A 21,414-nucleotide genomic window follows, 5' to 3' on the forward strand; every position below is an offset into this window, starting at 1 on the left:
TTCGCAATCGTAATGGCTGTGAGCGGTCCGTGGCGGATCCGGCGCGCGGCGACGGCCCGCCGCACGCCGGGAAACGCCAGGGTCAGCGGGCCGTGCCCTCGGTCGGGGCTTTCTGCCCGGCCTCCGACGTCCGCCACGCCGTGAAGCGGGCATTCAGCCGCTCCTGGTTTTCCGCCCACCAGCCATGGTTGCTCCAGATCGCGTTTTGCGAATTCGCCTCGGCCGTCGGTAGCTTGGCCGTTACCTCGTCCGACAGCATCGCCAGCGCTGACTTCCGTGCCGGGCCATAGGCTATATGGCGCGACTGCTCGGCCATCCGCTCGCTCTGGGTGGCAAAGGATATGAAGTCGAGCGCCGCCGCCTTGTTTCGCGTGCCCTTGGGGATGCCCCAAAGCTCGATATCGCGCACCTGGCCGTCCCAGAGGATGGCCTGATCGGCACCGCCGTCGATGGCATCCTGGATGCGGCCGTTGTAGGTCTGGGTCATGGCCACCGCGCCCTCGGCCAGCAGCTTCGGCGGCGTTGCGGCGTTGTCCCACCAGACGATCTGGCGCTTGATCGTGTCCAGCTTGGCGAAGGCGCGGTTGACCCCTTCCCCGGTGGACAGTACGTCATAAACCTCGGCCGGCGCGACGCCGTCGGCCATTAGCGCCCATTCCAGGATGACCCGCGGGTTCTTGCGCAGGCCCCGCTTACCCGGATAGCGCTCAAGGTTGAAGAAACCGGCGATGGATTGGGGCGGGCTCGCGTAGCGACCCTTATCGTAGCCGACGACGGTCGAGAAGACGTTCTGGCCGATGGCGCAGGTGCGCAGCCCCTCTTCCAGGAAATCCTCGGTCGCGGGCGTGCCGTCCGGCGCCGGCTCCAGGATGGCCGGATCGATCTCTTCGAGAAGCCCCTGCTCGCAGCCGCGGACTGCATCCGACAGGCCAAGATCGACGACGTCCCAGGTGACGTTCAGGGCGGTAACCTGTGCTTCGATCTCGCTCAGCCCGCCGTTGTAGTCGACGACGCGCACCCAGCGGTCCGTGCGTTCGCGGTAAGGATTCACGTATGCGATCATCTGGCTGGCGGTGTAGCTGCCACCCCAGCTTACGATTGTCAGCGGCGCCTGCTGCGCCTCGGCGGCGTCCGGGCGAAGGCCGACCGCGGTAAACGCCGCGACGGCTGCCACGGCAAGGCGATGCCGCATCGGTCCAATCATGAAAGACCTCCCACTGCTGATGCGCTTACGCCCCCTGGATCACCCCTGCCACGAATGATGCCTTGTGGCAGGGAGTTCGGCAACCAGAGCGCAAAAGACTGGCATCGCGCCAAGCCACGATGGCCTTGCGCCATCAATTGTCAGGGAAGTCTCGGGGAAACGACTGCGTCACCCGTCGTCGCGGACGCGGATGATGACGTCCACCCGGTCGACGTGCGTGCCCTCGGGCGCGTTGGGGAGCTCGGCCAGACGGATCTCCTCACCGGGGATGTCCTGCAACTGGCCGCTGTCCTCGTAGTAAAAGTGATGGTGGTCGTCGATGTTGGTGTCGAAATAGGAGCGACCGGGTTCCACCACCACCTCGCGCAGCAGGCCGGCGCCGGTGAACTGGTGCAGGGTGTTGTAGACCGTTGCCAGCGAAACCGGGATGTCGGCCGACTTCGCCTCGCCGTGCAACTGCTCGGCTGTGACGTGGCGGTCGCCGCCCTGGAAAAGCAGGCGCGCGAGCGCAAGGCGCTGGCGCGTCGGGCGGAGTCCCGCGCGGCGCACACGTTCTATCACCTCGCTGAAGGGGCGCGATTGCGTCATCTGCGGAGTCGGATCCTTTCCCATCCAGCCGTCCGGCCATTACAACAACTCGACCCTGTATATAACGTACGGGAGGGTGAAATAAAGGGTTAACAGGGTCGTGCCGCCCTCTTTGGAACTGCTTCAAAAACGCGCAGGGTCAGGCGCGGCCCCATTCGCCGGTCCCCGGAACCGCTCTGCCGCTTGCCGAGAGCCGGACGATGGTGTAGGCGGTAGTTTCGCTGCGCGGCGGCTGTGTTATAGTCCCGCGCCCGGGCGCGCTTTGCGGCTTGTCCGGTGGGCGAGCGCGCCCTGACTGGTGGGATTCTTTACTATATGACGTCGGTGATGAGGGCATAGGTGTCCGAACGCAAGACCAGCTACGGTTACGACGATCTGCTTCGATGCGCGCACGGCGAGCTGTTCGGGCCCGGCAACGCGCGCCTGCCGCTGCCGCCGATGCTGATGTTCGATCGAATAGATCACATCGCGGAGGAAGGCGGTGCGAACGGCAAGGGCGAGGTCGTCGCCACGCTCGACATCAAGCCGGACCTCTGGTTCTTCGACTGCCATTTCGAGAGCGATCCGGTGATGCCAGGTGCCCTGGGCCTGGATGCGATGTGGCAGTTGCTGGGGTTTTTCCTGGGCTGGATGGGTGCACCCGGGCGCGGTCGGGCGCTCGGCGTGGGCGAGGTCAAGATGAAGGATCAGGTCCTCCCCACCGCGAAGAACGTCGTCTACCGTCTCAACCTCCGGCGCGTCATCATGCGTAAGTTGGTGCTGGGCATCGCAGATGGGACGATGGAGGTCGACGGGACCACCGCCTACGAGGCCAAGGACCTGCGCGTCGGCCTGTTCACGGCGCCCGAAGCGCAGGTGCAGGGCGCCTGACGCAAGTTAGAGAACGAGGCCAGATATGCGACGCGTCGTGGTAACCGGCCTGGGTGTCGTTTCCAGTATCGGTAACAACAAGCAGGAAGTCGTCGAGTCCCTCAAGGCGGGGCGCTCCGGCGTCGAGCACTGCGGCGATTATGCCGAGCGTGGCTTCCGCAGCCACGTTCACGGCTCGATCAATCTCGACCTGGACGCCCACATCGACCGCAAGCTGCGTCGCTTCATGGGCGACGGCGCCGGCTTCAACTATGTCGCGATGACCGAGGCCATCGCCGACGCCGGCCTGGAGCCGGGCGACATCTCCAACGAGCGCACGGGCCTCATCATGGGTTCGGGCGGGCCGTCCACGTCGAACCAGGTGCAGGCCGCCGACATCGCGCGGGAGAAGGGGGTGAAGCGCATCGGCCCCTACATGGTGCCGCGCTGCATGTCCTCGACGAACTCGGCCAACCTCTCGACGGCGTTCCACATCAAGGGGATGAGCTACTCGATCTCCTCTGCCTGCTCGACCAGCGCGCATTGCATCGGCAACGCCGCCGAGGCGATCCAGCTTGGCAAGCAGGACGTGATGTTTGCCGGCGGCGGGGAGGAATTGCACTGGACGCTGTCGATGCTGTTCGACGCGATGGGCGCGCTTTCCAGCCACTATAACGACCAGCCGGAGAAGGCTTCGCGGGCCTACGACAAGGACCGCGACGGCTTCGTCATTTCCGGCGGCGGCGGCGTCGTGGTACTGGAGGAACTGCAGCACGCGAAGGCACGCGGCGCCAAGATCTACGGCGAGATCATCGGGTATGGCGCCACCTCCGACGGCGACGACATGGTAGCGCCGTCCGGCGAGGGCGCGGTGCGCTGCATGAAGCTGGCGCTGCACGGTCTCGGCAACACGCGGGTGGACTATATCAACGCCCACGGCACTTCGACCCCGGTGGGCGACATGATCGAGCTACGGGCGGTGAAAGAGGTGTTCGGCGATGATGTGCCCTACATCTCCTCGACGAAGTCGCTGACCGGGCACGCCCAGGGCGCGGCGGGCGTACAGGAAGCGATCTATTCGCTGCTGATGCTGGAGAACGATTTCCTTGCCGCTTCGGCCAACATCGATGAACTCGACCCCGAGGCGGAGGGTATGCCGATTCTGACCGAGCGGCGAGATAACGCCGGGCTGACCTGCGTTCTATCGAACAGCTTCGGTTTCGGCGGGACGAACTGCTCGTTGGCGTTCCGGCAGTTCGAGGATTGAACCCTCAGCCGGGCTGGCCGGCAAGGGAACGCCGCTTGCGGGGGCTCTGGTGGGGCAGGGTGTGGAGCCTGGGACCACGGGAAGGACATAGCCGAGGATGACCTCGACGCGAGGATTGCTTGCGGGCCGCCGCGGCCTGATCATGGGTGTCGCCAACGACAAATCGATCGCCTGGGGCATCGCCAGGGCGGCCGCCCAGCATGGCGCGGAATTGGCGTTTACGTATCAGGGTGAGTCGTTCGGGCGGCGGGTCCAGCCGCTTGCCGAATCGCTCGGCAGCGAGATCGTGCTGGACTGCGATGTTGCCAACGATTCGGACCTGGATCGCGTTTTCGGGGAAATCGGCGAGAAGTGGGGCAAGCTGGACTTCGTGCTGCATGCCCTTGCCTATTCCGACAAGAGCCAGCTCAAGGGCCGCTACGTCGATGCGACTCGTGACAACTTCCGCCACACGATGTCGATCTCGACGTACTCCTTTACCGCGGTCGCACAGCGCGCGATGAAGCTGATGACGGACGGCGGCTCGCTGTTGACGTTGACCTACCTTGGGGCGGAGCGGGTGACGCCGAACTACAACGTCATGGGCGTGGCCAAGGCGGCGCTGGAGGCGTCGGTACGTTACCTGGCCGCCGACCTCGGCCCCGAAGGCATCCGCGTCAACGCGCTATCGGCCGGGCCGATGCGCACGCTGGCCGGATCCGCGATTGCCGATGCGCGGTTCGTCTTCCGATGGAGCGCGGAGCAGGCACCGCTGCACCGTAACGTCGAACTGGACGAGGTGGGATCCGCGGGCCTTTACTTCCTCAGCGACCTGTCGGCGGGTGTCACCGGCGAGGTGCATCACGTGGATGCCGGCTACCATTCCATCGGTCTGCCCCACCCCTCGCGGGTGAACAGCAAGCGGGACAACGGGAACGGCAACGGCGCTAAGTGACGCTGCGATCGGAGCCCAGCGGCGGCAACGGCCGCGACAGCGCCTCGGCGATCCTGTCAGGCGCGTCGGTGATGATGCAATCGGCGCCCCAGCGGCGGAACTTCTGCGCGTCGACGGGGTCATTCACGGTATAGATCCCCAGGCCGTACCCGGCACCGCGAATCGCCTCGGCGCGATGCACGGTCAGGTGGTTCTTGCTGACGTTCAATGCGACGCAATCCAGGGTATCCAGTAGGCGGTGCCAGTCGTCCGGTACGTGCTCGGCGATCAGCGCGCGCAGGTAATCGGGCTGGCGCCGTAACGCGGTTTCAAGGCACTCCCGGCGAAAGGACGATAGCATCGGCGTCGGAAGATTGTCCGGCCAGGACGCGCGAAGAACCTCGATCGCCGCTTCGGTCGTCTTTTTCTCCGTGCCGGACGCCGGCTTGAGTTCCAGATTGGGCGTCAGTCCCAGTTCCGCCATCCGGGCCAAGGCTTCCGCCAGTGTCGGTATCGGCGTGCCGGCGAAGGCCGACCCAAAATGCGCACCGACATCGAGTCGTCCCAACTCTTCGGCTGTCAGTTTGCTGAGCTGCCGGTCGTCACCCGCTGTCCGGCGCAGGGAATGGTCGTGGTGCAGCACCGGCACACCGTCCTTGCTTAGCATAACGTCCACCTCGACCCAGCCGCAGCCGGCATTGGCTGCGGCATCGAGCCCGGGCAGGGTGTTTTCCGGCGCCAGCGCGGCGGCGCCGCGATGACCCATGAAACTCGGAAGTTCGAAGCGGCGGATCATCATTTCCCGGTCTTTCCTTGCCGTGTCGGTCGATTACTGTGGCGGACGACCATCCTCTTCCTCAATAACGAAAAGGGCGACCGCACGGGTCGCCCTTGCCGCATTCCAGGTCGTATTGGACCGGATCAGCCGGCCTTCTGGATTTCCTCGCCGGTTTCCTGATCGACGGCCTTCATCGACAGCTTGACCTTGCCGCGGTCGTCGAGGCCGATGCACTTCACCTTGACGATATCGCCCTCGCTGACGACGTCATTGACGCTTTTCACGCGCTCGGGCGCCAACTCGGAGATGTGCACGAGGCCGTCCCGGTTGCCCATGAAGTTCACGAACGCGCCGAAGTCCACGATCTTGACGACCTTGCCAGTGTAGATCGCACCGACCTCCGGCTCGGCGACGATACCGCGGATCCACTCGATCGCGGCGTTCGCCGCCTTCTGGTCGACGGCCGCTACCTTCACCGTGCCGTCGTCCTCGATATCGATCTTGGCGCCGGTTTCCTCGCAGATCTCGCGGATTACCTTGCCGCCGGTGCCGATGATGTCGCGGATCTTGTCCTTCGGGACGTTCATCACGGTGATCTGCGGGGCACGCTCCGAGACACCCTCGCGGGCCTGGGTGATCGCCCGGTTCATCTCCTCAAGGATGTGCAGGCGGCCGTCGCGGGCCTGATCCAGGGCGATCTGCATGATTTCCGCGGTCACCGAGGTGATCTTGATATCCATCTGCAGCGAGGTGACGCCCTTGTCGGTGCCTGCCACCTTGAAATCCATGTCGCCGAGATGGTCCTCGTCGCCCATGATGTCGGAGAGGACCGAGTACGCCTCGCCCTCCTTGATGAGGCCCATGGCGATGCCCGCGACGGGCCGGGGCAGGGGAACGCCCGCATCCATCATGGCAAGGGACGAACCGCAAACCGTCGCCATCGACGAGGAGCCGTTCGACTCCGTGACCTCTGAAAGGACGCGGATCGTGTAAGGGAAGTCTTCCTTTGCCGGCAGCAGCGGATTGAGCGCCCGCCAGGCCAGCTTGCCGTGGCCGATCTCGCGCCGGCCCGGAGACAGCATGCGGCCGGTTTCGCCGACGGAGTAGGGGGGGAAGTTGTAGTGCAGCATGAAGTGCTGCCGGTACTCGCCCTCCAGCGCGTCAACGATCTGCTCGTCCTGGCCGGTGCCCAGCGTGGTGGTGACCAGGGCCTGCGTCTCGCCACGGGTGAACACCGCCGAGCCGTGCGTGCGGGGCAGCACGCCGACCTCCGCCTGGATCTGGCGGATATCGGCGGTGGCGCGGCCGTCGATGCGGCCGCCGGTCTTCAGGATGTTGCCACGCACGATCTCGCGTTCGAGACCCTTGATGACGCCCGGCGCGACCGCGAGTTCCTGCTCGTCCTCGGCCAGCGAATCCAGCGCTTCCTGACGGATCAGCGAAAGCTGCTCCTGGCGCTGCTTCTTGTCGACGATGGTGTAAGCCTCGCGCAGGCGCTCGCTGTAGGCCTTGGAGAGCTTGTCGTAGACGGTGGCCTTCTCCTCGGGATCCCCGGCGACGTCCCAGGGTTCCTTGGCGCATTCCTCGGCCAGGGCGATGATCGCCTCGATCACCTTCTGGTACTGCTGGTGGCCGAAGTTGACGGCGCCCAGCATCGTTTCCTCGCTAAGCTCGCTGGCCTCCGACTCGACCATCATCACGCCTTCGTGGGTGCCGGCGACCACAAGGTCGAGGTCGCCCTCCGGCAGGTCCGGCTGGCGCGGGTTCAGGATGTACTCGCCGTCCTTGTAGCCGACGCGGCAGGCGCCGATCGGGCCCATGAACGGCATGCCCGAGATCGTGAGCGCAGCGGATGCGCCGATCATCGCGACCACGTCCGGGTCGTTCTCCAGGTCATGGCTGAGAACGGTGCAGATGACCTGGGTTTCGTTCTTGTAGTTCTTGGCGAACAGCGGGCGGATCGGCCGGTCGATCAGGCGCGAGGTCAGCGTCTCCTTCTCGGTGGGACGCCCTTCGCGCTTGAAAAAGCCGCCCGGAATCTTACCCGCGGCGGCCGTCTTTTCCTGGTAGTTCACCGTAAGGGGGAAGAAATCGAGTCCCGGCTTCGGCCGCTTGTCGCCCACGGCCGTGCAAAGCACCACCGTGTCGCCGTAACGCGCCATGACGGCGCCGTCGGCCTGACGGGCGATGTGCCCGGTCTCCAGGATCAGGGGGCGTCCGCCCCAGTCGATTTCCTTGCGATGGATGTCAAACATCAGTCTTCAGTCCTTTTCCAGCTTTCCTTGGCCGGTTGGCTGGCCGGACCCGCGTAAGGAGCGCCTGCGCGCTTCCGCGCTCCTTGCGTCGGCCCGGCCCCCGCCTCAGGTACGTGCGCCGGCCGTTGCCGCACGTACCCGTCATACATATCGTCGAATCGGCAATTGCACCGCCTCGCGGCCCCTTCCCTGAAGGGCGCCGCGAAGCAGTGCCGATCCGTCATCGTCAAAATGGCCGGTCCAGCCCGCCTTTAGCGACGCAGGCCCAGGCTCTTGATCGTGTCGTCGTAGCGTTGGCGGTCGTTACGCTTGATGTAGTCAAGCAGCCGCCGGCGCTGACCCACCATGACCAGAAGGCCGCGGCGGGAATGGAAATCCTTCTTGTGCTGCTGCAGGTGTTCGGTCAGGTTCTTGATCCGCTCGGTGAGAATCGCGACCTGAACGACCGGCGAGCCGGTGTCGGTCTCGCTCGCCCCATATTCCTTCACAAGCTCGTGCTTGCGATCGGTTGTAATCGACATCGTGCGGTCCTTTTCGCTTTAGAGGTTCAATACCCGCACCGGGCGAATGTCCCCGCTCTCGAAACGCGCAAGCGCGACGGCGCGGCCGCCGGTCATGGCGCAGACCACGTCGCCGTTTTCCAGGTCACGCAGTCGCTCGAGATTCGAGCGCTTGAGCAGCGATACGCTTTGACCGCTGCGCAAACGGTTCGCCTCGGTGTCGGTCAAGGCCAGCGCCGGGATGTCGTCCAGCGCGGTCTCGACCGGAAGCACGTACTCTGACGCGCCGGCACTATGCCCCAGAGACTCTAGCGTTTCCAGGGAAATCATGTCGTCTTCACCGAACCCGCCGACCCGCGTGCGCCGCAGTGCCGCGAGGTGCGCGGGCACGCCCAGCGCCGCGCCCAGGTCGCGGGCCAGGGCGCGGATGTAAAAACCCTTGCCGCAGGTGCAGGTGAAAGAAGCGTGGTCGTCGTCGTCGATCGAAAGCAATTCCAGCGTGTCGATACGCACCGGCCGCGCCTGCAGCTCCGGCGTGCCGCCGCCGCGGGCGATATCATAGGCACGCTGGCCGTTGACCTTGATGGCCGAATACGCTGGCGGCATCTGCTCGATCACACCCAGGAATCCGGGTAGCGCGGCCTCGATCTCGCCCTGCGTGGGCCGTCGGTCGCTGGTTTCGGTGACGGCCCCCTCGGCGTCGTCCGTTTCGGTCGCCTGACCCCAGCGCAGCGTGAAGCGATAGGTCTTCGTCGCCTCCATCATGTAGGCCACGGTCTTCGTCGCCTCGCCCAATGCTATCGGCAGAACGCCGCTGGCCAGCGGGTCGAGTGTGCCGCCGTGGCCGATTTTCTGCGGGTTGAGTACCGCCTTGACCCGGTTCACCGCCTGGGTCGAAGTAATTCCCAGCGGCTTGTCGAGTGCGATCCAGCCGTTGATACGGTTCTTCTTACGCTTATTGCTCATCGTCGTTTGCGTCTGCGTCCGGATTCTCGTCGCTGGGCGCGTTTTCCAGGTCGTGGCGCACGCGGGGCGTGCTCAAGAGCGCCTCGATCCGCTCCGCCTCGTCGAAGGAGGTGTCGGCCTCGAAGCGGACCTGCGGCGTGTAGCGCAGCTCCACCTCGCGGCCCAACTGTGCGCGGAAAAATGGCGCGGCGCGGCGCAGGGCCGCCACCATGGCTTTCGGGTCGCCCCCGCCGAAGGGGACGACGAACGCCGTTGCGTTCTTCAGATCCGGGCTCATCCGGACCTCGGTCACGGTGATGTTCGCCTCCGTCAGCTCCGGATCGCGGAGGCCGCCACGGGCCAGAATGCGCGATAGTGCGTGGCGCAGTTCCTCGCCCACGCGGAGCTGACGCTGGCTGGGGGCTTTCGCCCGGCGTCGCGTCATCGTTGTCCGACTTTATCCCAGGGCTTTGGCGGGCACGGGGCGCCGCCGGGTGCCTATGAGAGCACCCGGCTGACCTCCTGCGTCTCGTAACACTCGAGAACGTCGCCCTCACGGATGTCGTTGAAGTTTTCCAGGGCGATGCCGCACTCGTAGCCTTCCTTGACTTCCTTCACCTCGTCCTTGAAGCGCTTCAGCGTCTTCAGGTGGCCCTCGTAGACCACGACGTTGTCGCGCAGCAAGCGCACGCCGGCGCCCCGCTTGACCACGCCTTCGGTGACGCGGCAGCCGGCCACCTTGCCGACCTTGGAGATGCTGAACACCTGCCGGATCTCGGCGTAGCCGATGAAGTTCTCCTGCGCCACTGGCGAGAGCATGCCCTCGAGCGCTGCCTTCACGTCGTCGACGACGTTGTAGATCACCGAATAGTACCGGATGTCGACGCCGTCGCGCTTGGCGACCTCGCGGGCCTTGGCGTTGGCGCGCACGTTGAAGGCGACGATGATCGCATCCGACGCACCGGCCAGCGTCACGTCCGATTCGCTGATCCCTCCGACGCCGGCGTGCAGCACGCGGGCGCGCACTTCCTCGTTGCCCATCTTCTCTAGGGCACCGATGATCGCCTCCAGCGAGCCCTGTACGTCGGCCTTGACGACGAGGGGCATCTCCTTGACCTCGCCCTCCTTGATCCGGGAGAGCATCTGTTCGAGGGATCCGCGGCCGGAGGCGGCAATCTCCTTCTGGCGCCGCTGTTCCTGGCGGAACTCGCTGATCTCGCGGGCGCGCTGCTCGTTCTCGACGACGACGAACTCGTCGCCTGCCTTCGGCGTGCCCTGCAGGCCCAGCACCTCGACGGGTTCGGACGGGCCGGCTTCCTTCACCTGCTCGCCGCGGTCGTTGATCAAGGCGCGTACGCGGCCCCACTCGCTGCCGGCGACGAAGATGTCGCCCTGGCGCAGCGTGCCGCGCTGAACCAGCACGGTGGCGACAGGGCCGCGGCCCTTCTCCAGCTTGGCCTCGATGACCGAGCCCTCGCCCGGACGGTCCGGGTTGGCCTTGAGTTCCAGAATCTCGGCCTGGAGCAGGATGGCCTCTTCCAGCTTGTCGAGCCCCTCGCGGTTGATCGCCGAAACCTCGACGGCCAGGTCCTCGCCGCCCATCTCCTCGACGATCACGCCGTAGTTCAGCAGCTCCTGGCGTACGCGGTCGGGATTGGCATCCGGCTTGTCGCACTTGTTGATGGCCACGATGATCGGAACCCCGGCGGCCTTGGCGTGATTGATCGCCTCCACCGTCTGGTTCATCACGCTGTCGTCGGCCGCGACCACCAGGATCACGATGTCCGTTACCGTGGCCCCGCGCGAACGCATTTCCGTAAAGGCCGCGTGACCCGGCGTGTCGATGAAGGTGATGCGGTTGTCGCTGGGCAGCTTCACCTGATAGGCGCCGATGTGCTGCGTGATGCCGCCGGCCTCGCCGCCGACGACGTCCGTTTTCCGCAGCGCGTCCAGCAGTGAGGTTTTGCCGTGGTCGACGTGGCCCATGACGGTGACGACGGGTGCGCGTGGCTGCAGTTCTTCCTCCCGGTCCGGGCCGCCTTTAAGGCCCTCCTCGACATCGCTTTCCGACACGCGCTTGGCCTTGTGCCCGAACTCCTCGACGATCAGTTCGGCGGTCTCGGCGTCGATGGTCTGATTAATGGTGGCCATCGTGCCGATCTTCATCAGCGACTTGACCACCTCGGCACCGCGTACAGCCATGCGCTGAGCCAGCTCCCCGACCGTGATGGCGTCGGGAATGACCACCTCGCGCACCACCTTCTGCGGTGTCTGCTGGCCCTTGCGGCGCTGCTTCTCGCGCTCGCGCTGGCGGCGGACGGCCGCCAGGGAGCGGGCGCGGTCGCCCTCCTCGCCTTCCAGCGCCTGGCTGATCGTCAGCTTGCCGCGGCGGCGCTCGCCGGCGGTCGGCGTGCGCTTGGCCGGCGTCGGCGCCTTGACTCCGCCCGGCTTGCTACGCTTGACCCGGCCGCCTAGCTCTTCCTCGACCTCCTGGTCGACGCCGCGCCCCTTGCCAGGTGTCTTCTTGGCCTCCGTGGTTTCGGCCGCGGGAGCCGCCTTCTCCGCCGCGGGTGGCGTCTCAGCAGGCTGCTCGGCCGGAGATTCCGCCTCCTTGGCCTTTCCAACCTCGCCCTGCTTCTCGGCCTCCTTGGCTTCCTTCTCCTTGCGGCGTGCCTCTTCCTCGGCCTCAAGCTGACGCTGGGCTTCTTCCTCGGCCTTGCGGCGAGCTTCTTCCTCGGCCTTGCGTTTGGCCTCTTCCTCGGCCTCGACCCGCCGACGCTCTTCCTCCTCGGCCTGGCGGCGCTTGCGCTCTTCCTCGTCGCGGCGCGCGGTCTCCAGCGCGCGCAAGCGCGCCTGGCGCTCGCCTTCGGTGAGCTGCCGGCCGCTGCGCGTGGTTCCGCGCTCCAGCGTCTGCGTCTCGGTCTCGGGCTGCTGCGCGAAGCTCTGCGTCTGCTGCTCCTCGCCCTGCGCCGGCTCAGCCTCGGCCGCGCCGCCCTTGACCTCGGTCATGCGGCCGCCTTCGTTGCGCTGATAGGTACGCTTGCGCTTGACCTCGACCGCAACCTGCTTGGTGCGCCCGTGGCTGAAACTCTGGCGGACCTGGCCCTGCTCGACCGTCTTGCTCAGTTCGAGCTTGCCGGGCCGCTTCAGCTTCAGCTTCTTGCCATCGCCGTCATTATTGCTCGTCGTCATCTCGCTCCAGCGCTCGGTTCTTGCGCTCAGTGGTTGTTTCGTCGTCGCCGATCAGGCCCGCCAGGCGCGTCCATTCGCGCAGCAGGCCCTCGCTATGGCGGCCGTCGCGGACCGCGGCATGGACGGTTGGCCCACGCCCCAGCATCCGTCCCAGATCGTCGGCGCTGAACGCTGCGACGATCGGCAGGTCCGGTCGAACGGCCCGACCCAGCCGCCGCAGCTTGTCGCGGCCGTCGGGCGCGGCATCGTGCGCTTGCAGCAGCACGCCCGCCACCCCTTTCTCCAACAGGCCGCGCACCTTCGCGAATCCGCCGGTGGCCTCTCCGGCACGCCGCGCCAAGCCGATACGGTTCAGGCAGCGCTGGTGCAGCAGGCGCTCCACTTGATCGGCGAGATCCTTGGGAACCTCAACCTTGGAGCGCGCCGCGCGTGCGAACGACCCGCGCCGGCGCGCCTTTTCTATCATATCGCGGCGCGGCAGGCACCATATTCCGCGACCGGGCAAATCGCCGCCAGGGTCCGGCACGATCACGCCGTCCGGCCCAACGACAAAGCGCAGCAATCGGGTCTTGTCGTGCACCTCACCGCTGGCGATGCAGCGGCGCCGCGGACCGTTGGTCGCTTCGGCACCCGCCGCTTCGGCCATGAAAGCCTCCGCCGCCGTTGTCTCAGCCCTCCCCGGACGTGGCGCCGCCACCGCTTGCCTGCCCGGATTCCGCGGCGTCCTCGTCGCCGAACCAGTGGGCGCGGGCGGCCATGATGATCTGGTCCGCCTCGGCCTGTCCGGGCGCGTCTTCGCCCAGCATCTCGATCAACTCGTCGCTCGCCAGGTCGCCCAGGTCGTCCAGGGTTTTGATTCCCTTTTCGCCCAGCTTCACCAGCATCGCCGTGGTCATGCCCTCTATACCGGCGAGTTCGTCGCTGACGCCCAGGTCGCGGCGCTTCTCCGTCAGTTCCTGGTCCTGCTCTTCCAGGTAGGCGCGGGCACGCTCGCGTAGCTCCTCGGCCACTTCCTCGTCGAAGCCCTCGATCTCGGTGAGGTCCTCGACCGGGACGTAGGCAACCTGGTCGACGGCGGTGAAGCCCTCGGCCACCAAGAGGTGCGCGATCACGTCGTCGACGTCCAGCGCGTCGATGAACATCTGCGAGCGCTGGCGGAACTCCTCGCTGCGCCGGCGCGACTCCTCATCCTCCGTCAGGATGTCGATGTCCCAGCCCGTAAGCTGCGAGGCCAGGCGGACGTTCTGGCCGCGGCGGCCGATGGCCAGGGACAACTGATCGTCCGGCACCACGACCTCGATGCGGCCCTGCTCTTCGTCCAGAACCACCTTGCTCACCTCGGCCGGGGCCAGGGCGTTCACGACGAAGGTGGCCGGGTCCGGCGACCAGGGGATGATGTCGATCTTCTCGCCCTGCAATTCGCCGACGACCGCCTGGACGCGGCTTCCGCGCATGCCCACGCAGGCCCCGACCGGATCGATCGAGCTGTCGTGGGAGATCACGGCGATCTTCGCGCGGCTGCCGGGATCGCGCGCCACCGACTTGATCTCGATGATGCCGTCGTAGATCTCCGGCACTTCCTGCTTGAAGAGCTGCGCCATGAACTGCGGATGACTGCGCGACAGGAAGATCTGCGGCCCGCGCTGTTCCTGGCGCACGTCATATATATAGGCGCGGATGCGGTCGCCGACACGGTATGTCTCGCGCGGCAGCGATTCGTCGCGACGCATCACCGCCTCGGCCCGGCCCAGATCGATATGGATGTTGCCGAACTCGTTGCGCTTGACGATGCCGTTGACCACCTCGCCGACGCGGTCCTTGTATTCCTCGTACTGCCGGGCCCGTTCGGCATCGCGAACCTGCTGGACGATCACCTGCTTGGCCGTCTGCGCGGCAATCCGCCCAAGGTCGATCGGCGGCAGTTCCTCCACGACGAACTGGCCGACCTCGATGTCGGGGTCCTGCACCTGCGCATCCTTCAACAGGATCTGCGTGTGCTCGTCCTCGATCTCCTCGACCACCTCGCGATAGCGACGCAGCCTGATCTCGCCGGTGCGCCGGTCGATCTCCGCGCGAATGTCGTGTTCGTGGCCGTACTTGGCGCGACCGGCCTTGCTGATGGCCGATTCCATCGCGTGCAGGACTTCCTCGCGCTCGATGCCCTTCTCACGGGCGACCGCGTCGGCCACCTGCACCAGCTCGGTCTTGAACGCCGTTGCCGTATCCATCGTCGTTGTTTCCGCTCTGTTCGGTCTCGTTTGTTCCGATACGTCGTTCCGCCTCAGCCTTGCGGGCCGTCGTCCACTGCCTGAACGGCCGCGATCAGCTCGTCGGTCAGCATCAGCTTTGCCTTGTCCACTTCGGCAAAGGGAATGCCCAGTTCCTGGCCGTCGACCTCGAGGCGAATCTCATCGCCCTCGATGCCCAGCAGGCGGCCCTTGAAGCGTCGGCGGCCGTCGTGGGGCGCCGTCAGCTCCACCTTCGCCTCGAACCCGGCCCAGCGCTCGAAGTCCTCCAGCCGGGTCAGCGGCCGGTCGATGCCGGGCGAGGATACCTCCAGCGTGTACTGGCCCGGAATCGGGTCCTCCACATCGAGGATCGCTTCCGACGCGCGGCTCACCTCGGCGCAGCCGTCGACGTCCATGGCCGAGCCGTCACTGGGTTCCGCCATGATCTGCAGGCGCTGATCCTGCCGTCCGCCGGATAGCAGGACGCGCACGACCCGATAGCCCATCGCTTCCAGCGTGGGCGCGAGCATGGCCTCGATCTCGGCGGCCTTGCCCGTGCTGGTCTTGCCTCGGTTCAGCGTGTCCGCTTGCGGACGGCTCGGCAAATCGCGCTCCCTCTGGCGTAACGGCGGCCCATAACAAAAAAGTGGGCCGTTTGGCCCACCTTTCCGGTGGCCCGGTGCGGCCTTAACCCGGCCAACCGCACCGAACTATAGACGCTCAGTAATGTAGCGACCCGTTGGCACGCTCGCAAGTGCCAACCCCCGGCTTCCGCAATGATTTTCTCAGCGGGGGCGGCGGCGGTATTTCAGGTAAATCGGACTGCGCGCCTGGCCCAGCGCCTTCATCTCGTACCGGGTGGCGGGCCAGTCCGCGCCCCGCTCGCGCCAATCCGCCGCGCGACGCGCCGTCCATTCGAAAGCGGGATGGCGGGTCAATTCGATGGTCATCCAGCGCTGGTAGCCGGGGTCGTCGGTCGCGAGGCGCAGTTCGCCCCCATCGACCAACACCCGCGCCAGGGCGTCGAGTTGGTCTTGCTGGATGAAGCGGCGCTTGTGATGGCGCGCCTTCGGCCAGGGGTCCGGAAACAGGATGAACGCACGGTCCACCGAGGCTTCTGGCAGGGCCTCGATAAAGTCGCGGCCGTCGCCATGGAAGATGCGCACGTTCCGCAGGCCGTCGTCCTCCACCCGCCGCAGCAGCTTCGCGATGCCGTCCTGGAAGACCTCGACGCCGATGAAGCCGACATCGGGGTTGTGCGCAGCCTGCCAGGCCAGATGCTCGCCGCCGCCGAAGCCGATTTCCAGCCAGATGGCGCGCGGCGGCGTCTCGAACAGACCGGGCGGGTCCAGCGTTTCGCCCTCCGCCGGCAGCGTCACCCGAAGCTGGGGAAGCAGTTCCGTGACGGCGCGCTGCTGGGCGGGGCGCAGCTTGTGCCCCTTGCGCCGGCCGTGAAGCCGGCGGTGGCCGCGGTCCGTATGGCTGCGGTCCCTGCTTTCGCGGGGCATGGCGGAGAGGTCCCGGATCAGGCGGCGCCGAAGGCGCGCTTCAGGTCGTCCACCAGGTCCAGCCGCTCCCACGAGAAGCCGCCGTCGGGGTCCGGCGTCCGGCCGAAGTGACCGTACGCCGCCGTGCGGGCGTAGATCGGCCGGCTCAAGTGCAGGTGTTCGCGGATGCCGCGCGGGGAGAGGTCCATCAGCTCCCGCAGCGTCAGGCCCAGCTTGTCCTCGTCCACTTGGCCGGTGCCGTGGGTATCGACATAGACGGAAAGCGGCCGTGAGATACCGATGGCGTAGGAAAGCTGGATCGTGCACTTGGCGGCGAGGCCGGCGGCCACGACGTTCTTCGCCAGATAGCGCGCCGCGTAGGCGGCGGAGCGGTCGACCTTGGTTGGATCCTTGCCCGAGAACGCACCGCCGCCGTGCGGGGCGGCACCGCCATATGTATCGACGATGATCTTGCGCCCGGTCAGCCCGCAGTCGCCGTCGGGCCCGCCGATCACGAAGCGGCCGGTCGGGTTCACGAAGAACTCGTCCTCCGGGCACATCCAGCCCTCGGGCAGCACGTTGACGACGTGCGGGCGCACCAGCTCGCGGATGGTGTCCGTGTCCACCTTTTCCGTGTGCTGGGTGGAGACGACGATCGACGTCGTGCGCACCGGCTTGCCCTCGACGTACTCGAGCGTGACCTGGCTTTTCGCATCCGGCATCAGCTCCGGCTCGGCGCCGGAATGCCGCGCTTCGGCCAGCGACTTCAGAATGTTGTGCGCGTAGTAGAGCGGCGCCGGCATGTACTCCGGCGTTTCGTCGCAGGCGAAGCCGAACATGATGCCCTGGTCGCCCGCGCCTTCGTCCTTGTTGCCCGCCGGATCCACGCCCTTGGCAATGTCGGCCGACTGCTCGTGGATATAGTTCTCCACCAACGCGTCGCGCCAGTGGAAGCCGTTCTGCTCGTACCCGATGTCGCGCACGCAGTGGCGCGCCACATCCTCCAGCAGTTCCGCCGTCACTTTGGCCGGCCCGCGCGTCTCGCCCGCCAGGACGATGCGGTTGGTGGTGCACAACGTCTCGACCGCCACGCGCGAATCGGGTCCGTGCGAAAGGAAGGTATCGACGACGGCATCCGAAATCCGGTCGCAGACCTTGTCCGGGTGCCCTTCTGAAACGGACTCGCTCGTGAACAGATAGCTTCCGCGGCGCACGCCTGCCTCCGCTGTGTGGATAGAACGACGAACCTTCGCGCGGCCGGAAGGCGCATGAAAAGTGCCGACCGTTGGCGAACGGCCGGCACTCTGCGCGGCGGCACGCACCGCGTCAAGCCTCTGCTCCCGGCGCGAAGCGGGAAGTGCGCCGCAAGCCTCAGGCGGCTTCGTCCTCCTCGACGGACGCGGCGCCCAACGCCTTCGTCAACTCGAACAGGCGCTTGCGAACCTGCGGCTCGGTAATCCGGTAGTAGGCACGCACAAGCTCAAGCGTTTCACGCTTGGCCATGGGGTCCGGCTCGTAGGGGTCGGGCTCTTCGCGAAGGCCGCGGACCTGGGCGGGCGAGCTTTGCTTCGTCTCCGGCGCCATCTCCTCGAAGAAGAAGGAAACGGGCACATCCAGCACACGGGCCAGATCGTACAGCCGGCTGGCGCCGATTCGGTTGGCACCGCGCTCGTACTTCTGCACCTGCTGGAAGGTCAGCCCGATCGCCTCGCCAAGCTTTTCCTGACTGAGGCCGAGAAGCGTCCGGCGCAGACGCACCCGGCTTCCCACGTGAACGTCAATGGGATTTGGGCGGCCGGAGCCGCGTCCGTAGGTGGGCTGGTCTTCGCCGTTCATTGCCGAATCTCCACTCCGCGTTGTGCGCGCATTCGTTGAGCACCTTCCTTGTAGGCATACGACAATATGTGGTCAAGCCCCGATTCCCGTAACGGAAGTGATTTTCTTCGTTTACGGAATTTGCGCACATCAACGGATTGACTGACATGGGTCAGGACACACGAAAATAGACGCACGTCATTGGTGCATTGCGACGCGTGTTACGTGCGACGTCTTGCTGCGGCCGCGACGGCCAGGGTGAGGAAAACCAGACCGGCGAATACAACGTCGCCATAGCGCGCGTATGGTGTAAGGCGATCCAGCGCGCGAGGCAAGGGCGTATCGAGCGTGCCTTGCGTCAGGAGATCGAGCCGTCCGCGCATGCGTCCGTAAGCATCGATGACGGCGGAGATACCGGTATTGGCGACGCGGACCAGCGGCAGGCCTTCCTCTACGGCCCGCAGGCGCGCGCTGGCCAGGTGCTGGTATGGCCCGGTGCTGTTGCCGAACCAGGCGTCGTTGGTGACGTTGAGCAGCCATGAGGGACGGTCGTTCGGATTCAGGACGTTGCCGGGAAAGATCGCCTCGTAGCAGATCAGCGGGGAGAACGGCGGTACGCCGGGCGCGCGCAGCGTACGCGGACCGGGGCCTGCCGAGAAATCGGTCCGCCCCGCCGTCAGCTTCTCGACCGGCAGCCATTCGCTGAATGGTACGTACTCGCCGAACGGGACGAGGTGGAACTTGTCGTAGAGGGCGGCCACGCCGCCTTCCGGTTCGATGGCGAAAAGCGAGTTGTAGAGAGCGCGCCTACCGTTGGTCCCACCGGTGCCATCCGCCGCGCCCGCCTCCTCGATGCGCGGCAGGCCGGTCAGCAGCGCGCCGCCACGCGGGGCCACGCTTCCCAGAATTTCCGCCAGCTCGCCCTGACGCGACAGGAAGTACGGCACCGCCGTCTCGGGCCAGATGATATGGGTGATGCCATCGCCGGGCTTGCGGCTCATCCGCAGGTGACGCTTCAGGTTTTCCAGGCGCTGGTCGCGCTGCCATTTGATCTGCTGCGGCACGTTCGCTTGCACCAGACGCAGGCGCACGCCCGGCACGTCGTTGTCGCCGGGGGCGGGCGCGTTGGCGAGGCGGAGCATCCCGCCGGTCGCCAGGCCTGCGAAAAGCAAGGCCGCCACCGCCGCCGGCCCCCAGCGCCGCCAGACGCTGCCGGAAAACCCCAGCGCCGCAGGTGCCGTCGCGGCGAAAACGGTCAGCAGGCTAAGCGCCCAGATGCCGAACAGGGCGGTCGACTGGACGACGGCATCGGAAAAGCTCCATGCCGTGCCGAGTAGGTTCCAGGGAAAGCCGGTAAGGATGTGTCCGCGCACCCACGCCGCGATACTCCACGCCGCGGCGAAGACCAGGATACGTGAAACGCCACCCCACGGCACGGCCCAGGCCGCGAGCGTCACGACCCCCGTGAAAATCGCCAGGCCACCGGCCAGCCCGGCCACGGCGAAGGGCATCATCCAGCCGAACGTCGGCGCATCGACGAAGAAGGCGATGCCGACCCAGTACAGCCCGGCGGCAAAATGCCCCAGGCCAAAGGCCCAGCCGAGCACGAAGGCGCCGCGACGCGAACGAACGCCCTCAAGCTGCCACAGCAGTCCGGCGAACGCGGGTATCAGCACCGGTACGGCGTAAACCGGCGGCAAGGCCGCGGCCGAGAGCGCGCCCAGCACGCACGCCAGCGCGAGCCGGCGCCAGCCGACCAGCCCGGCGAGGCGTTCGGCGATCCGTTGCAGATGCGCGTCGGAACCGCGCGGAACCGCGGCTTCAGTCATCGGCGTCGGAATCCGCCGGCGCGGGCGGCAGGTTGCGGATGCGCAGGCGCTTCACCCGCCGGGGGTCGGCCTCCATCACCTCGAAGCTGATGCCGCTCTCGTGCACGATCAGCTCGCCGCGGCCCGGGACCCGCCCGGCCAGATAGAAGACGAGGCCGCCCAGCGTGTCGATGTCCTCCTCGCGCTCCTCGTCGGTCAGCACGCCACCGGCCCGCTCCTCGAACTCTTCCACCGGCAGCCGGGCGTCGGCGACGAGGGAGCCGTCGGGCCGGTCGACGATCTTCGGGCTTTCCGCGACGTCGTGCTCGTCCTCGATCTCGCCGACGATCTCCTCGACAAGGTCCTCGATGGTGATCAGGCCGTCGATGCCGCCGAACTCGTCCACGACCAGCGCCATGTGCACGCGCGACAGCCGCATCTCCAGCAAGAGGTCGAGCACCGGCATGGAGGGCGCGACGAACAGCACCTCGCGCGTGATCCGCGTCAACGTGAAGCCGCGCTTGCTCTTGGCGTGCGCCAGCACGTCCTTGATGTGCACCAGCCCGACCACGTCGTCCAGGCTTTCGCGGTAGACGGGCAGGCGGGAATGGCCGCCGCGGCTCATCACCGCGATCAGGTCGTCCAGGCTGGAGTCCACGTGCACGGCGCGGATATCGGCGCGGGGAACCATGACGTCGTAGGCGGTCAGGTGGCGCAGGTGCAGGATGTTCGCCAGCATCACCCGCTCGTGCGTGCCGATGGGGCTGGCTTCCTGATCCTCGCGCTCGCTCTCCTCGATGATCTCCTCGATGGTTTCGCGCAGCGAGGAGTCGGAGTCCTTTTGTTTCCACAGGCTCTTCATCAGGCTGGCCAGCGCGTGGCCCAGGCCGCCGTTCCGGCCGTTACCCCCACGGCGACCGTTCGTGGCCTTGTCCTTGCCGTTCCCGTTGGCCCGCACGGCCGTGTTGGCGGTGCGCGGCGTCGACCATCCCTCGCTCATGCCGCGTCTCCCGCGGCGCGCTCGCCGCCGTAGGGGTCGGCCACGCCCATGCCGGCCAGGACGCGGACCTCCAGGCCCTCCATCTCGGCCGCTTCCCGGTCGTCCTGGTGGTCATAGCCCAGCAGGTGCAGAAGCCCATGCACGCAGAGGTGGCGCAGGTGGTCGGCCGGCTGCTTGCCCTGCTCCTCGGCCTCGCCCAGAACGGTCTCCAGCGCCAGGACGATGTCGCCCAGCACGGCGGGCGCGCCCGGCACTTCCGCCGTTTCGCCCTCCAGCGCCGCGAAGGACAGCACATTCGTGGGCTTGTCCTGTCCGCGATAGGTTGCGTTGAGGTCCCGCACGGTGGCGTTGTCGGCCAGCACGAGACTGACCTCGGCCGGTCCTGCCGGCCGCCGGTCCGCCGGGACCGACGGATAGGCCGCTTCCACGGCGGCCACCGCGATGTCGGATGCGCCCGGCAGGCTCGTTTCCCAGTCGCCGGCCAGGTGCGTCAGGTCACAAAGGAAGGGGGTACTTGGTGGTTCGTCGCTCATCGGCTTCGTCGGTTATGCCGCCATTTCCGGCAGCGGCCTCGTCGCAATTGCC

20 protein-coding genes are annotated in these 21,414 nt (G+C 66.6%); 3 read left to right on the forward strand and 17 right to left on the reverse strand.

Features of this window, described 5'->3' with window-relative positions; all coding sequences use genetic code 11:
* Positions 1-82 precede the first annotated feature (82 nt).
* Together DRB17_RS02450 and irrA are read right to left on the reverse strand one after the other, a co-directional pair.
* Positions 83-1,204: a polyamine ABC transporter substrate-binding protein gene (locus DRB17_RS02450; protein WP_206607760.1), complete on the reverse strand. Its 1,122-nt coding sequence runs from the start codon at positions 1,202-1,204 to the stop codon at positions 83-85.
* Positions 1,205-1,372: 168 nt separating this feature from the next.
* Complete coding sequence (irrA, locus tag DRB17_RS02455) at positions 1,373-1,792, reverse strand: iron response transcriptional regulator IrrA (RefSeq protein ID WP_114580839.1); 420 nt, start codon at positions 1,790-1,792, stop codon at positions 1,373-1,375.
* Positions 1,793-2,131: 339 nt separating this feature from the next.
* Here irrA and fabA point away from each other — a divergent pair, with 339 nt between their 5' ends.
* From fabA to DRB17_RS02470, 3 genes are all read left to right on the forward strand, one after another.
* Positions 2,132-2,662, forward strand: a complete 531-nt coding sequence (gene fabA / locus DRB17_RS02460) for a 3-hydroxyacyl-[acyl-carrier-protein] dehydratase FabA (RefSeq protein WP_114580583.1) — start codon at positions 2,132-2,134, stop codon at positions 2,660-2,662.
* Between the two features lie 25 nt (positions 2,663-2,687).
* Positions 2,688-3,908: a beta-ketoacyl-ACP synthase I gene (fabB, locus tag DRB17_RS02465; protein ID WP_114580584.1), complete on the forward strand. Its 1,221-nt coding sequence runs from the start codon at positions 2,688-2,690 to the stop codon at positions 3,906-3,908.
* A 97-nt stretch (positions 3,909-4,005) separates the two neighbouring features.
* Positions 4,006-4,842: an enoyl-ACP reductase FabI gene (locus DRB17_RS02470; RefSeq protein ID WP_114580585.1), complete on the forward strand. Its 837-nt coding sequence runs from the start codon at positions 4,006-4,008 to the stop codon at positions 4,840-4,842.
* Here DRB17_RS02470 and DRB17_RS02475 read toward each other — a convergent pair.
* From DRB17_RS02475 to ybeY, 15 genes are all read right to left on the reverse strand, one after another.
* Positions 4,835-5,620 carry a glycerophosphodiester phosphodiesterase family protein gene (locus DRB17_RS02475; RefSeq protein ID WP_114580586.1) on the reverse strand — a complete coding sequence of 262 codons (786 nt, stop codon included), beginning with the start codon at positions 5,618-5,620 and terminating at the stop codon, positions 4,835-4,837. The two genes, DRB17_RS02470 and DRB17_RS02475, sit on opposite strands and share 8 nt — an antisense overlap.
* Positions 5,621-5,742: 122 nt before the next feature.
* Complete coding sequence (pnp, locus tag DRB17_RS02480; RefSeq protein WP_114580587.1) at positions 5,743-7,854, reverse strand: polyribonucleotide nucleotidyltransferase; 2,112 nt, start codon at positions 7,852-7,854, stop codon at positions 5,743-5,745.
* Positions 7,855-8,105: 251 nt separating this feature from the next.
* The gene (gene rpsO / locus DRB17_RS02485; RefSeq protein WP_114580588.1) at positions 8,106-8,375 is read right to left on the reverse strand and encodes a 30S ribosomal protein S15; all 270 of its coding nucleotides are present in this window, start codon (positions 8,373-8,375) and stop codon (positions 8,106-8,108) included.
* A gap of 18 nt (positions 8,376-8,393) precedes the next feature.
* Positions 8,394-9,320 (reverse strand): tRNA pseudouridine(55) synthase TruB, encoded by a 927-nt coding sequence (gene truB, locus DRB17_RS02490; RefSeq protein ID WP_114580589.1) that lies wholly within the window; start codon positions 9,318-9,320, stop codon positions 8,394-8,396.
* Positions 9,310-9,744 carry a 30S ribosome-binding factor RbfA gene (gene rbfA / locus DRB17_RS02495; protein ID WP_114580590.1) on the reverse strand — a complete coding sequence of 145 codons (435 nt, stop codon included), beginning with the start codon at positions 9,742-9,744 and terminating at the stop codon, positions 9,310-9,312. The genes truB and rbfA overlap by 11 nt, the downstream gene beginning before the upstream one ends.
* Positions 9,745-9,797: 53 nt before the next feature.
* A complete protein-coding gene (infB, locus tag DRB17_RS02500; protein ID WP_114580591.1) occupies positions 9,798-12,491 on the reverse strand; it encodes a translation initiation factor IF-2 in 2,694 nt (897 codons plus the stop codon).
* Entirely contained in the window at positions 12,475-13,137 is a 663-nt protein-coding gene (locus tag DRB17_RS02505; RefSeq protein WP_114580592.1) for an RNA-binding protein, read from the reverse strand. Before DRB17_RS02505 ends, infB begins: the two co-directional genes overlap by 17 nt.
* A 22-nt stretch (positions 13,138-13,159) precedes the next feature.
* A complete protein-coding gene (gene nusA / locus DRB17_RS02510; RefSeq protein WP_114580593.1) occupies positions 13,160-14,719 on the reverse strand; it encodes a transcription termination factor NusA in 1,560 nt (519 codons plus the stop codon).
* A gap of 53 nt (positions 14,720-14,772) precedes the next feature.
* Positions 14,773-15,324 (reverse strand): ribosome maturation factor RimP, encoded by a 552-nt coding sequence (rimP, locus tag DRB17_RS02515; protein WP_277738558.1) that lies wholly within the window; start codon positions 15,322-15,324, stop codon positions 14,773-14,775.
* 180 nt (positions 15,325-15,504) lie between these two features.
* Complete coding sequence (gene trmB, locus DRB17_RS02520; RefSeq protein ID WP_114580594.1) at positions 15,505-16,227, reverse strand: tRNA (guanosine(46)-N7)-methyltransferase TrmB; 723 nt, start codon at positions 16,225-16,227, stop codon at positions 15,505-15,507.
* A gap of 17 nt (positions 16,228-16,244) precedes the next feature.
* Positions 16,245-17,420, reverse strand: coding sequence for a methionine adenosyltransferase (metK, locus tag DRB17_RS02525; RefSeq protein ID WP_114580595.1), 1,176 nt, complete (start codon positions 17,418-17,420; stop codon positions 16,245-16,247).
* Between the two features lie 157 nt (positions 17,421-17,577).
* Positions 17,578-18,042, reverse strand: coding sequence for a helix-turn-helix domain-containing protein (locus tag DRB17_RS02530; protein ID WP_114580596.1), 465 nt, complete (start codon positions 18,040-18,042; stop codon positions 17,578-17,580).
* 200 nt (positions 18,043-18,242) lie between these two features.
* Positions 18,243-19,850: an apolipoprotein N-acyltransferase gene (gene lnt / locus DRB17_RS02535; protein WP_114580597.1), complete on the reverse strand. Its 1,608-nt coding sequence runs from the start codon at positions 19,848-19,850 to the stop codon at positions 18,243-18,245.
* Positions 19,843-20,829, reverse strand: a complete 987-nt coding sequence (locus DRB17_RS02540; protein ID WP_421778319.1) for a hemolysin family protein — start codon at positions 20,827-20,829, stop codon at positions 19,843-19,845. Before DRB17_RS02540 ends, lnt begins: the two co-directional genes overlap by 8 nt.
* Entirely contained in the window at positions 20,826-21,362 is a 537-nt protein-coding gene (gene ybeY / locus DRB17_RS02545) for an rRNA maturation RNase YbeY (protein WP_114580598.1), read from the reverse strand. The genes DRB17_RS02540 and ybeY overlap by 4 nt, the downstream gene beginning before the upstream one ends.
* Positions 21,363-21,414: the final 52 nt, after the last annotated feature.

The sequence above is a fragment of the Ferruginivarius sediminum genome, assembly GCF_003344765.1.
Classification (GTDB): domain Bacteria; phylum Pseudomonadota; class Alphaproteobacteria; order Kiloniellales; family Rhodovibrionaceae; genus Ferruginivarius; species Ferruginivarius sediminum.

Coding starts and splice junctions, on each gene's coding strand:
- DRB17_RS02450 (WP_206607760.1), bottom strand. CDS start 1,204: ATGATTGGACCGATGCGGCATCGCCTTGCCGTGGCAGCCGTCGCGGCG.
- irrA (WP_114580839.1), bottom strand. CDS start 1,792: ATGACGCAATCGCGCCCCTTCAGCGAGGTGATAGAACGTGTGCGCCGC.
- fabB (WP_114580584.1), top strand. CDS start 2,688: ATGCGACGCGTCGTGGTAACCGGCCTGGGTGTCGTTTCCAGTATCGGT.
- DRB17_RS02470 (WP_114580585.1), top strand. CDS start 4,006: ATGACCTCGACGCGAGGATTGCTTGCGGGCCGCCGCGGCCTGATCATG.
- DRB17_RS02475 (WP_114580586.1), bottom strand. CDS start 5,620: ATGATGATCCGCCGCTTCGAACTTCCGAGTTTCATGGGTCATCGCGGC.
- pnp (WP_114580587.1), bottom strand. CDS start 7,854: ATGTTTGACATCCATCGCAAGGAAATCGACTGGGGCGGACGCCCCCTG.
- rpsO (WP_114580588.1), bottom strand. CDS start 8,375: ATGTCGATTACAACCGATCGCAAGCACGAGCTTGTGAAGGAATATGGG.
- truB (WP_114580589.1), bottom strand. CDS start 9,320: ATGAGCAATAAGCGTAAGAAGAACCGTATCAACGGCTGGATCGCACTC.
- rbfA (WP_114580590.1), bottom strand. CDS start 9,744: ATGACGCGACGCCGGGCGAAAGCCCCCAGCCAGCGTCAGCTCCGCGTG.
- infB (WP_114580591.1), bottom strand. CDS start 12,491: ATGACGACGAGCAATAATGACGGCGATGGCAAGAAGCTGAAGCTGAAG.
- DRB17_RS02505 (WP_114580592.1), bottom strand. CDS start 13,137: ATGGCCGAAGCGGCGGGTGCCGAAGCGACCAACGGTCCGCGGCGCCGC.
- nusA (WP_114580593.1), bottom strand. CDS start 14,719: ATGGATACGGCAACGGCGTTCAAGACCGAGCTGGTGCAGGTGGCCGAC.
- trmB (WP_114580594.1), bottom strand. CDS start 16,227: ATGCCCCGCGAAAGCAGGGACCGCAGCCATACGGACCGCGGCCACCGC.
- DRB17_RS02530 (WP_114580596.1), bottom strand. CDS start 18,042: ATGAACGGCGAAGACCAGCCCACCTACGGACGCGGCTCCGGCCGCCCA.
- lnt (WP_114580597.1), bottom strand. CDS start 19,850: ATGACTGAAGCCGCGGTTCCGCGCGGTTCCGACGCGCATCTGCAACGG.
- DRB17_RS02540 (WP_421778319.1), bottom strand. CDS start 20,829: ATGAGCGAGGGATGGTCGACGCCGCGCACCGCCAACACGGCCGTGCGG.
- ybeY (WP_114580598.1), bottom strand. CDS start 21,362: ATGAGCGACGAACCACCAAGTACCCCCTTCCTTTGTGACCTGACGCAC.